Source organism: Photobacterium damselae subsp. damselae (assembly GCF_038086725.1).
Lineage (GTDB): Bacteria > Pseudomonadota > Gammaproteobacteria > Enterobacterales > Vibrionaceae > Photobacterium > Photobacterium damselae.
Genome location: NZ_CP146970.1, coordinates 1,319,607 through 1,332,363, shown reverse-complemented (window position 1 = coordinate 1,332,363; position 12,757 = coordinate 1,319,607). Strand labels below are relative to the sequence as shown.

Genomic DNA, 12,757 nt, shown 5'->3' with positions numbered 1-12,757 from the left:
TTTACATTACACTACTTTGAACAACTAGCGGAATTTCATCTCAGACCAACGAGAACTGAATACCCAACGATTACCATTAGACCAATAGACGTTAGGTTTTTGGACGCATTGACCCGAACCGTTGACAAATCCAGTACCATAAAACTCTTGGTAGTTCATTTGACACAAAGATTGCCCTTCAGCATTAGTAACCGCTTGATCTTTTAAGCTTGGGTTATACAAAGATAGCCATTCAAACGCATTCACTTGTGAACGTAATGCAACCTGCTCACCATTCGCTTGACGGTAGCTGATGTCACTACCAGCATTACAGAAACTCTGATTATCTGCTTGGTCTACATAGCCAAAATATTGTTCGCCGTCACTAAATGTAAAACGGCACAAATATGGTGACTGGCCTCCCATCGGGTATTTAGCCATTAGCATACGTTCTTGGTTATTTAAGCCGTTTACCGTTGCGAGATTAAATTCAGGGCCATTTTCTACCCAGCCCTTAGGCATTGATGAAAATGTCATAAAGTAGTTATCCAACAAATACATATGGGTATCAGCACGATATTTACGTTTATTTAAATCAATCCCACTATAATGATATGCATTGTTTTCTTCTTTATAGAAACCATTGATATTGTCATCCATGTACGGCAAATCACCTTTACGAATATGGTAATTTGCCAGCATAGTCATCAATGGCTGCCACCCGTTGCCACCATTAGCAAAACTAGTATGATGGCCATACGTTGTCATCCCATCAAAGCCGTGGCCAAATTCATGAGCAATGATGCCCCAAGTACCATAGTAATGGGTATAGAACATCCAAGTATCAACGCCAGTGATCCCTTGGCCACCTAAGCCACCTCCCATTGCGGTAATACCCACATTTACATAAGGACGCTTCAATAAGCTATGGTAGTAATGATCGTAATCTTGCGCAGTAAAAAATCCATTAGGCTCATTAACGGCACCCGCTGTACCATGCATGTCATAGCCCATGATATCTTTAAAGTTAAACCAAACGTGCTTAAATTCGTTACTTGACACCATATAAGCAAAGTTAGTCATGATGATGAGCCATTCACGAGCATACAGCCCATTCATTGCACGCCACTTACCTTCACTATTTGCAGCAAATCGAATTTCCCAGCTTGGTTTTAAGCGCGCTAGCATCTGAGCAAAAGTATCTGTTTTAGAATCAAATCGAGCTTCAAATGCTTTGGTAATATTCATTGAGCTTGCAAATAGAGGGGCTAAATCAAAATACCCATCGCCATCGACACTATTAAATTGTTCACCAAATACCGACAATGGCAGTGTGATTTGCGCATAAGCAGGAAGACGATCAAATTGACCTAAAACAAACCACTTATTGATCCCATTAAGCTTCAGCTCAACCGCAATATCTTTTAGCTCTTTGGCAGCATAGTTAGTAATTTGTACTGTCTCATTATCCAGTAGTTGGGTTTTAACCAGAGAATTTATATTTACAGAGCGTAACTCTCGGTTAATTAATACCGAATGAGGCTCGTCATTAGTTAGTATCTCAGTCACTGAACTAGGCATTAAAGCATCAAAGTGAATATTCTTCGTTTTCACACTTTGATCTGCAACGAAGGCAACATCATTGACTTTTAGATTATCAATACTTAGGCCTTTTGCACTTGCTGTAACCAATTCACCTTGAGAAAAATGTAAGTCATTTAAGGCCGTTATCGAATAGCCATTAAGAGATTTGATGGTACGAAGTGGTTTATCAAATGAAAAATTAGCAGCAATAACATCATTAACAGAATGCCATTCAATGCGATCAGCAAAATTAACAATCAGCTTATCGCCCTCTTTATCAATTTTTTGAATACGCTGATCAACTCTTATTTCAGGATCTAAATATGTACCCGATGTTACAGCATCATCGATTTTATTGAGATCATAAATGTAATAGTTTTTATTCGCGGTTAGCACAAGAAGGTAATGTTCCAAAATATGCATTTGAACCTTACGGTGTGTGTATTTGCCCTCAAAATTTAAAAAACCATAACGAGACATCTTAAGGTTATTTTCAGGGGTGACTTCACTTTGACGATACACTGAGATTCGATTAGAAGCATCAGAAACAATAACATACTCATTATTTGCAACAACAGATTGAGCGTGTAAAATTCCGTTTGAACCAGACCAAGAACCCGTACCGATTGTTGTTACATGCTGATGATGATTATCTAAATCAAAAATATCGACACGATTAGATGATAAAGAAGCCACATAGAGTAAATTGTCACGGATATAAAGTTCATTGATACGCTTATAATCGGCAAATCCTGTCGGCGTTTCAATTCCCGTAATGGTCCCAAGTACAGCTTTAGTATTTACATCAATAATAAACACGGTTCCAGGAGTAGTATCTTGAGTTACATATAATCGGTCTTTATACCGCTCTACTGCCGTTATGGATAATGACTCTAAACCAAGATCTTGTGCCGTAATGGTTTTATCATGTTCAAAATACTCTAACTGTGTTGAAAAATCATTAAGTGAACAGGATGAAGTCTCTAAAACAACGCGAGTAAACTCATTATTAAATGTTGTACCTCCTGGATAGTATTCCATCAAGCACCCATTTCCATATTCATAGTTACCAAAGTGCTTGTTTACCATCACCACACCTAAGTCATACCACGTCAACTCCCAATCATCAGAGAGTGAATTAAATATATTTCTAAATGAAGAGTCATCCGTAAATGGTCGAGGAAAATCAAATAGAATATAATTATCAGAATTTAATCGATATTTAATCCCATTCACTTCAAGGTAACGCTGATTATTCTCAACAATAACATTATTTGGATTATTAGCTTGTTGGCGTAATGTTTCTAGTTTAGAACTCACCTGTTGGTAAGCATCTTGATATACAGATTTAAAGTATTCTTGCTCTGCACTATTTGCTAATGCAGTCGAAGCAAATAAAGAGCCAATTATGGCAGTGATTGTTTTAATTTTCATAAGTTAACCTAGCTATATGAGTTGTTTTTCGCTTTTAATTATTTGTATAACACGATTATTTTTATAGATTTACATGTAACTAAGTGTAACTATCGACAATTTGACCATCGTTGTCATCTTATAATCAAATAAATGGCACCAAGATCATACTCACTCGTTATAACTGCTACTTATATATCTATAAAATATAATTGAATATATAAAACCCAATTAATAAACCAGTCTTTAAACCCTCTGTATCAAGTTTTGCAAAAATATTTTGTTACACTGTCAAAGTATTAGCGAACAACATATTCTTTAATAAAATTAAAATTCTTTTAAAGAATCAAATATAACAATTAAATCAATATTGATTCATTAAAATCATATTTTGATATCAAATGGAAAATCATGACGACATAAATGTAAGTAAATATTTCAGTAAGGACTATTTGTTCTTTTTTATTCATATAACCAAAATTGTATCAGTAATATTTTTCATGATGAAAATAAAGTTTATTTATTCGTAATGCAGAAAAATATATATCTTATAAAATTACTCTACCATCTCATCTTAAATCAGATTTTCTATCCAGTTTAATACCTAAATAGCAATAATATTTACTTATAACAAATAATTGACGATTTACATTTTGTTACATTCACCAATTTTAAAATAAAAAAACAATGCTTTTATAATCAGGCTTTATTTTTCCCGTTCCATTTATACTTTTTTAAAAAATGAAAAAAACAATTAAATTTATCCCAACTCTTTTAGCAGCTTCGATCGGTTTAGCATTGCCATCAGCTCAAGCTGCCATCAATGGACAAGTCAGCATTGTGGGTAGTGAGAGCCAATACTGGAATACCTATCAGGTGACATTAACCAATCAAGGTAACCAAGCTATTGATCTTCGTGGAGCTAAAATTCAGTTTAATTCGAATTTATCCATATCTAGCCCATCATGGTCTGCAAATACAGTCAGCTATCCAACCATGAACTTCACCAGTGTCAGTCAAGGTGAAATTTTTGCCAATACTCTGGCTTTGTCATTCGATCAAGGAAGTTGGGTAAAAAGCCAACTACCTGCTGGTGAAACTATTCAACTAACCTTAGGTGTCAGTGGCATTTTAGATACAACGCTTGTTCAAAGCTCAATGACTGTTATCACAGAAAATGATGGCAATAACGAACCTTCGCTTGAACTCGTATTAACTTCACCAACTGTGGGCAGTGAATTTACAACAGGTGATGTAGTCACTATTGCTGCTAACGTAACAGCTGAAAATACGACAGCAACCCAAGTTACCTTCTACGTTGACGGCCAAGAGATCGGACAAAAAACACAAGCGCCATACCAAACATTATGGACAGCAACCGATACTGGTAGCCATAAAATTACAGCAAAAGTCAGTGATGCAAATGGTCTTATTGCTGAGCAAAGTGCTGTTATTACCGTTAAAGCACAAACAACTCCACCTGTAGAACCAACAGCACCAGTCATTGCGATAACAGCACCACAACAAGGTACAAAAGTCGAGCAAGGCGAAACAATTACCATCACGACTCAAGCAAGCGATAAAGATGACGATATTCGCCACGTTGAGTTATGGGTTAATGACGCAAAAGTTGCAACCAACACCCAAGCACCATATAGCTTTAGCTGGACAGCTGAAAAATCGGGTATTCATACTCTTACAGTAAAAGTCATCGATGACACTCAGCTTTCACACAGCGATTCGGTCACTATTGAAGCGGTAGAAAAACCGGTTGAACCACAGGCACCTGAAATCAGTTTGGTTAATCCGCGTCCTGGTCAAACGGTATTTTTAGGTAAAACAATCACCATTAGTGCTAACGCAAGCGATGCAAATAACGATCTTGTTTCCGTTGATTTCTTTATCAATGGGCAAGCTGTTGGCTCAATTTCAGAAGCTCCTTTTACTGTTCAGTGGACCCCTGTTGTTGTAGGTGATTATGCTATTGAAGCAATCGCTTATGATGCAGCAGGACATCAAACTCGCACAACCAAAACAGTCGTTAAAGCCCAAGAGATGGGAACAGGTAACTTAAGCTGTGATATTAAACAGATCTACCGAGAAGATGGTACTGAGTGTATGGGCGATGATCATCCTCGCCGTATTATCGGTTACTACACATCGTGGCGTACGGGCAAAAATGGCTTACCATCGTACTTAGCTCACGATTTACCGTGGGATAAACTGACTCACATAAACTACGCATTTGTGGGTATAGATAAAGAGTTCAATTTAACGGTTGATGACTCTGCAACCAAAATGACTTGGGACGGTGTCGCGGGTGCTGAAATGGATCCATCACTGCCATATCAAGGACACTTTAACTTATTAAACAAGTTCAAAAAACAGTACCCAGATGTTAAAACTCTGATCTCAGTGGGCGGTTGGGCAGAAACCACAAACTTCTACCCTATGACCACTAATCTTGAGTCGTGCAGTATCAATATGGATGGTATTGATAAGTTTGCTCAGTCGGCCGTTAAGTTTATTCGTCAATACGGCTTTGATGGCGTAGATATCGATTATGAATACCCAACATCAATGAAAGATTCGGGTAACCCTATTGATTTCGAACTATCCAATAAGTGTCGAGATCAACTATGGACCAACTATATGGTCATGATGAAGCAACTGCGAACGGAATTGGACAAAGCAGGCAAAGAAGATGGTCGCCGTTACATGCTAACCATTGCCTCACCATCATCGGGTTATCTACTCCGTGGTATGGAAGACTTTGGCATGCAAGATGTCTTAGATTACGTCAATATCATGTCTTATGACTTACACGGTACTTGGAACGAATTTGTAGGGCCACAAGCTGCACTATTTGATGATGGTAAAGATGCTGAATTGGCTAAATGGGGTGTTTACACAACTGAGCAATATCAAGGTATCGGCTATCTAAACCAAGCATGGGCACACCACTATTTCCGTGGCGCCTTCAAACCAAGTCAAATTAACATGGGTATTCCTTACTATACTCGTGGCTGGCAAGGTGTAACTGGTGGTACAGAAAAAGGATTGTGGGGTAAAGCGGTAGAACCAAATCAATCAACCTGTCCAGAAGGAACAACCGTATGTGGTTGGGGTGCTGAAGGTATTGATAACATCTGGCACGATAGCGATAAACAAGGCAATGAAATCAAAGCGGGTGTGGTTCCTATGTGGCACGCGATGAACCTGATGCATGCCGATAAACTGGGTATGCAAGGCTCAATGCCAAGCTATGGTCCTGCATGGGGTCTTGACCCAAATAACACCAAAGACAACGTTGAAGGTACTTACGAGCGCGTTTGGAATCACGAACTGCAAACCGCTTGGCTATGGAACGATTTGAAGAAAGTCTTTTTAAGTATTGAAGATAAAGAGTCGTTAAAACCAAAACTGGATTACATCGTCGATAACGGTCTTGGCGGTATGATGGTTTGGGAAATGGCTGGTGACTACCGTTTTGATAACGAGAAAAATGAGTACGTAATGGGTACAGATATGACCGATTATGCTCACGATGTCTTTACTCAAGCACCACCAATGGAGATTAAGCATAACGATCTACCAGCACCGAATTCGGTAATTGATGTCACAGTCAGCACCACTGAATGGCCAGCAGGTGACAGTAACTACCCTATTAACCCAAAATTGGTCTTTAAAAATAACTCAGATATTGCCATCCCAGGAGGGACAACCATTGAATTCTTAATGGCTACCGCAACAGGCGATATCGTAAAAGACTGGTCTGGTGCTAATATCAAGGTCGTAGAAAGCGGCCATACTGGACATAACTTCTCTGTCGATGGTGAGAAGAAAATGTTCCATAAACTGGCACTGACTCTACGAGCATCTGAAAGTATTCCAGCAGGCGGCGAGTATGTTGTATCTCTTGTGTACTACACTCCTGTATCTGGTGTTGCAAATGGTGTTCGCTTTATTGTCGGTGACGAAGTGATTGGTCTGAAAAAAGACTTCCCATCGCTTCCTGAGTTTGAAGGCAGTATTGATAACGGCAATGGAGGCACCACACCTCCAGCTACGGGTAAAACCTGTGCAGAAGCTGAAGTGGATACAAGCGGCGTTGTTACCTATCCAGAATTTCCAAAAGGCGATCATGCTGCAGGTGGCGATCAATTAATCCATAACGGTGCCTTGTGGCAAGCTGACTGGTGGATCAATACAGCACCAGCAGCCTCAGATAGTGCATGGAAAATGATCTGTAAGCTATAAGTTATTTGTATAAAAAATAATGCCGAATAGTTACGTCAATTATTCGGCATTTTTTACAGAAATTTTTATAGTGTTATAAAAATATTCTATTAGAAATAGATACAATAAATAACATAGAATATAAAAAAATATTTAGATTTACCCAATGACCCTTGCACAAAAAATTCAGCTGTCTATTACTAGGCATATATTCCTTGCTTTTTTTACAATTTTAACACCACTATTTAGCATTTGGATGTATAAAGTAATTATCAATGGCAAAGAGTTAGTCCATGGTAATCTAACAACCGCGTACAATCACATTTCATCTCTTGTTACAGAACAAACAGATCTTCTAGATGCTCTGGCTTCAGATCCAATTCTAATCAATAAAAACATCCCTTTTAATTATAAAGAGGGTTTATTAATCCCCTACCAGAATAGCTTTGATTTAGAAGTTCTCGCTATTACTGATTGCAAAGGTAATATTTATTCAAAAACAGAGGGACAAAATAGAAATATTTATCATCGTGATTACTTCCAACAAGCCCTTAAAACCAATCAATTAACAATGAGTGAGCTATTATACTCAAATGTATCTAAATCCCATGTGTACATTTTATGTAAACCACTCAAAAGTAATATAGGTATGATCATTTCGTCGATTTCTCTCGATGAAGTTTCTACCATTTTAAATACTATGTTAGATGATAGTATTTATAATGTTTTGATCAACTATGATGGTGATATCATCAGTCACGCCTATGACCAAAATAAAGTTCATTTAAATATTTTCAAAAAAATTCTTTTACCTTTGATCAAATAGATACAAGAAAGATAGCATTAGGCCAACGAGTTGGTAGTTATTCTATCGATGAAAATAGTGCTTTGACCTACTCTCTTTATACGCCCTTAAAAAATACACCATGGGTATTAGTTTCAAAAATAAACTATAATAAATACCTTATGGATGAAGCGGCTGTATTTTTTATTAGCTTATTTATTGGACTGTTTGTGAGTGGGATTTTTGCTTATAAATTAAGAACAAATATATTCTCAATAACGAAACCTGTTGATAACTTTATTGAAGATAGTCGTTTATTTCTACCACAATCTTCCGATGATAATTTAATAAATCACCTAAATGACATAATGAATATTAGCCGTGATGGTATGTATTGTTCTCGAACTCATGTCTTAAATAGAAAATACTTTTTATTACATGGCAATTTCTTAATGCAAGAACATAAAACACGATATGCCCTTCTTTTTATTGATTTAGATAACTTAAAACAGATTAATGATAATTTAGGTCATAAATATGGCGATGATGTTATCTCATGCTTTGCTCATCAAATACGTACTACGTTTGATCACACAGATGATTTAATTGGTCGTTATGGTGGAGATGAATTTATTGTCCTAACAAGTAATTTCAAAACTACCGCTCAACTTACTGATAAAGTATCCCAACTTATCAACCAAGTTAGCGGTTCAATATCAAATGGTCAGCATAAAATCGATTTCTCAACATCTATTGGTATTGCATTAAATACTAAAGCAAATGAAACCATAATAACGATGATTAATCATGCAGATAAAGCCGTTTACCAAAGCAAACGAGAAGGTAAAGCATGTTATCGGTTTTACCAAGATCCAGACATCCTAGTATGTTAAGGCAATCTTACTATCATTCTCTATACTTAATAGATGCACAAGAAAGCCAATTTACCGACTAAAATATGCCCTGTTTGTCTTCGACCTTTCCGCTGGCGTAAAAAATGGCAAACCTGTTGGGAGCAAGTCATTTACTGCTCCCAACGCTGTCGACAAAAGAAATACAGCCTTAACACTGTTCGTCAGAACAACATTCATCCTGAAGAAAGCTGATGACTCCTTCCAAGCACTGATATTCAGCAACACAGTAAAGAGTTCTTCCCTCTCGTCGCTGCGAAATTAATCCAGCAGATGCCAAACTAGAAATATGGTGTGACAGAGTCGAACCAGGGATCTCTAATCGTTCTTGTAATCCCCCGACAGCAATTCCTTGATAACCCGCTTTAACAACCGCTTTGTAAATGGCAAGTCGTGTTGGATGACCTAACTCTTTAAGTGCTTTTGCTACAACATCAAGTTCCATCAAATTTATCCTCTGATCAAGATAATTCGATATTAATGGAAATAAAAAGAAAAGGCAATTATCACTAACACGTTGATTTATAAAGAATCAGAAAAATATTTCTAATTTTATCGAAATATAAACTTGATCCATGCTTAATATTTCCATATATTTCGAAACATAGAAATAATTAACTGGACAACCAATCATGAATACCGAATTAGTATCAATGGCAAAAGAAGCCGCAGATATGTTTGTTTTTTTAGCGGCAGAATTGACCATTCTATTTATAGCAATCAGCTACTTAGTTGGTGTACTGCAAGAGTTTTTAACACCTGAAAAAATTCAATCCATCTTAAGCTCACGTAAAGGAAAAGGCTATTTCGTTGCAGCGTTACTTGGTGCTATTACTCCATTTTGTTCATGCTCAACCATCCCATTTTTGAAAGGATTGCTTCGTGCAAGAGCCGGATTTGGTCCAATGATGGTTTTTTTGTTTTCAAGCCCACTACTTAATCCTGTCATCATAGGTCTCTTTGTTGTCACTTTTGGCTGGAAAGTCGCGGTGTTTTATTTTGCTATAGCCCTTATTGTGTCGGTTGTTGCAGGATATCTATTAGAAAAGTTAGGTTTTGAGCGTTATGTAAAACCTGAAGCTTATCAAGACAGTTCTGCGAGCTCTTGTAGCACCGGATGTGGTGAAACAAAACCCTCTCAAACAAGTTGTTGTACCGAAAATACAGCATCTAAACATGTAGAGCCTAAGCCTACATCATCATGTTGTTCTACAAAGCCTGCAACCAATACGCAGAAAAAAGAGAACGAAACATCATGCTGTTCTACTCAACCAGTGGAAAAGACTCTACAAAAACCACAAAGCCGCTGGGTTCGCATTTGGCATTCAACATGGAAAGATTTTAAACAAGTACTGCCTTATTTATTACTTGGTATTGCAATTGGTTCCTTTATCTATGGCTTTATTCCAACCGATCTTATTGCTAAGTATGCAGGTGCAGGTAAATGGTATGCGATTCCTGTTGCGGCCGTTATTGGTATTCCACTCTACATCCGTGCAGAAGCGGTTATTCCTTTAAGTGCTGCATTAGTGAAAAAAGGGATGGCTCTTGGTTCGGTTATGGCGTTGATTATAGGTAGTGCTGGTGCAAGTTTAACTGAAGTGATCTTGTTAAAATCTATCTTTAAAACCCCAATGATCATCGCTTTTGTTAGTGTAATCTTAACGATGGCTATCAGTGCAGGATTCTTATATACCTTCATTTTTGGCTAATACAAGCAAGCAAGCAAAACAAATCGTATTATGGGCAGAATATAACTTCTGCCCTTTTCGGATTATTCCACTTCAAAAATAGAATCAATAACAAGTGGCAGGTTATCTCGAACCGACACCGCTCCAAATACAGAACGAGCATGTATTCCCATATCATCAAATACTGCAACCATTAAATCAGAGCATCCATCCATCACTTGAGGATGCTGAGAAAACTCAGGCGTAGCATTAATAAATCCTTGTAACTTCACTACACGACGTACCCGACCTAACGTACCAAGCTCCGCTTTAACCGCAGCAAGAATTTCCAAACCTGTCTCTTTAGCAAATTGATAACCTTGCTCAGTTGAGTAATCTGCACCAATTTTTCCTTGAGGGCTCATTCCTTCACGGGCAAATGCCGAATAACCGGTAGGACCTTTACCTGATACGAACAATAAATTTCCGGAGCGAACGCAATTTGTGTAGTTACCTTGGGGCAATGACACTTCAGGCAACTCTAATCCCAGTTCTTTTAACCGCTCTCCAATGCGCATTAGTCTCTCCTTTTATGCCAAATAGTGATTTATATTCGCTCTAATACCCTAAATTATTTATCCTCTTTAGTTTTAATCACTTTTCTTAAATAGATCCAAAACCAGAGTTGACAGAAGAGATCTAAGTCACTATTATTCGCGCCCAGCAGCAAACGATTGCATTTTGAATCCGCTATTTTTATTAGTTAATATTCAATTTGTTACCTTATCGATATCTTAGCTGCAGGTCAGCTGATCTCGGTCAGTTGTCTTTCTTTTTTTCTATAAATAGAGAGACAAAAAAACTGAGATAATAACTATGACCACCAGCACAACAACTGCCATTCCTTCATCTGAATCACAAACGGCCTCATGGCAATCAAAAGCGATCATGAGTGTTGCTTTTTTGATGGCAACCACCTCTGTCGGCCCAGGCTTTCTAACCCAAACAGCCGTATTTACCAATCTGTACAAAATCGATATGGCCTTTCCAGTCCTGATCTCAGCATTTATTACTTTTGGTATCGTCATGAATATATGGCGTATTGTCGGTGTATCAGGTTTACGTATCCAAGATATCGCTAACAAGGTCGCACCCGGATTAGGCTATGTGGTGGGCATTTTATTAGCCTTGGGTGCTGTTGCGTTTAACTTTGGCAACGTGAGTGGATCCGCATTAGGTATAAATGTATTAACCGGTGTCGATACAACATGGGGTGCACTATTTACAGGTGGTCTAGGCTGTTTATTGTTTGTTTTGCACAACGCATCTAAACGCATGGATCAGATGGCTCGCTACCTAGGCTTATTTATGATTATCCTAATTGCCTATGTTGCTATGACCAGTTTACCACCAATGGGACAAACCCTTATTGCAGCCGTTGCACCTTCAGATATGAGCAATTTATTATTGCCAACCTTAACGATTGTAGGTGGTGCAGTAGGCGGTTACTATACTGGCGCTCAACGTCTGGTTGATATTGGCTTACAGGGTCAAAATAATGTAGATAACATTAAAAAAGCCGCTTGGGCAGGTATCTCGATTGCCGTTGTCATTCGTGTTTTACTTTTCCTCGCAATCTTTGGGGTGATTGCAACTGGTGCAGTATTAGATAAGGCTAACCCAGCAGCGGATGCATTTCGCCACGGTGCGGGTGATGTCGGTTACTTCATTTTTGGCTTAGTTTTATTTGTTGCCTCGATTACTTCGGTTGTGGGCAACTCATACATGGCAATTTCACTAATCAAAACGCTATTCCCAGTTGTTGCTCGTAATGAAAAACTTTGGTGTGTTGGCTTTATTATTATCACCAGTTTAGGCACTGTTATGATGAATATGCCAATTCTACTACTGATGTTAGCAGGCTTGGTAAATAGTATCATTTTGCCAATCGTATTAGGCTCAGTGTTAGCGGCAACCCGCCGAAAAGATATTGTTGGGGATTATAAGCACCCTATCCTACTCACCGCGATAGGTGCTCTGATAGTGGTTGTGATGGCCTTTGCAAGCTACACCAATATCTTAAACTTTATGACTAAATTCTTAGGGTAAAATTGAAGCTTACGTTTTTAATAAACTCGTAAAGTATAACTATGCCCGACCTAAAAAGATCGGGCATA

Annotated in this window: 9 protein-coding genes; 6 read left to right on the top strand and 3 right to left on the bottom strand. The window is 38.0% G+C overall.

The window, feature by feature from the left end; all coding sequences use genetic code 11:
• Positions 1–24 precede the first annotated feature (24 nt).
• A complete protein-coding gene (locus tag WAX86_RS05970; RefSeq protein ID WP_341489270.1) occupies positions 25–2,997 on the bottom strand; it encodes a hypothetical protein in 2,973 nt (990 codons plus the stop codon).
• Between the two features lie 720 nt (positions 2,998–3,717).
• Between WAX86_RS05970 and WAX86_RS05965 the strand changes: the two genes are divergently transcribed.
• The 4 genes from WAX86_RS05965 to WAX86_RS05950 all read left to right on the top strand — a co-directional run bounded on the left by WAX86_RS05965 (position 3,718) and on the right by WAX86_RS05950 (position 9,105).
• Positions 3,718–7,236, top strand: coding sequence for a glycosyl hydrolase family 18 protein (locus WAX86_RS05965; protein ID WP_341489269.1), 3,519 nt, complete (start codon positions 3,718–3,720; stop codon positions 7,234–7,236).
• 145 nt (positions 7,237–7,381) lie between these two features.
• Positions 7,382–8,041: a hypothetical protein gene (locus WAX86_RS05960; protein WP_341489268.1), complete on the top strand. Its 660-nt coding sequence runs from the start codon at positions 7,382–7,384 to the stop codon at positions 8,039–8,041.
• 140 nt (positions 8,042–8,181) lie between these two features.
• A complete protein-coding gene (locus tag WAX86_RS05955; protein ID WP_341489267.1) occupies positions 8,182–8,892 on the top strand; it encodes a GGDEF domain-containing protein in 711 nt (236 codons plus the stop codon).
• Positions 8,893–8,925: 33 nt separating this feature from the next.
• Positions 8,926–9,105: a DUF2256 domain-containing protein gene (locus WAX86_RS05950; protein WP_081283050.1), complete on the top strand. Its 180-nt coding sequence runs from the start codon at positions 8,926–8,928 to the stop codon at positions 9,103–9,105.
• On the opposite strand, the gene WAX86_RS05945 is transcribed toward WAX86_RS05950, so the two are convergent.
• Positions 9,062–9,355 carry a helix-turn-helix transcriptional regulator gene (locus WAX86_RS05945; RefSeq protein ID WP_065172332.1) on the bottom strand — a complete coding sequence of 98 codons (294 nt, stop codon included), beginning with the start codon at positions 9,353–9,355 and terminating at the stop codon, positions 9,062–9,064. The two genes, WAX86_RS05950 and WAX86_RS05945, sit on opposite strands and share 44 nt — an antisense overlap.
• Before the next feature lie 187 nt (positions 9,356–9,542).
• Between WAX86_RS05945 and WAX86_RS05940 the strand changes: the two genes are divergently transcribed.
• Complete coding sequence (locus WAX86_RS05940) at positions 9,543–10,622, top strand: permease (protein WP_065172331.1); 1,080 nt, start codon at positions 9,543–9,545, stop codon at positions 10,620–10,622.
• A gap of 62 nt (positions 10,623–10,684) precedes the next feature.
• Here the strand turns inward: WAX86_RS05940 and WAX86_RS05935 are convergent, their stop codons facing one another.
• A complete protein-coding gene (locus tag WAX86_RS05935; RefSeq protein ID WP_341489266.1) occupies positions 10,685–11,158 on the bottom strand; it encodes a RidA family protein in 474 nt (157 codons plus the stop codon).
• A 298-nt stretch (positions 11,159–11,456) separates the two neighbouring features.
• Here WAX86_RS05935 and WAX86_RS05930 point away from each other — a divergent pair, with 298 nt between their 5' ends.
• Positions 11,457–12,689, top strand: a complete 1,233-nt coding sequence (locus tag WAX86_RS05930; protein ID WP_068969587.1) for an NRAMP family divalent metal transporter — start codon at positions 11,457–11,459, stop codon at positions 12,687–12,689.
• Positions 12,690–12,757 lie beyond the last annotated feature (68 nt).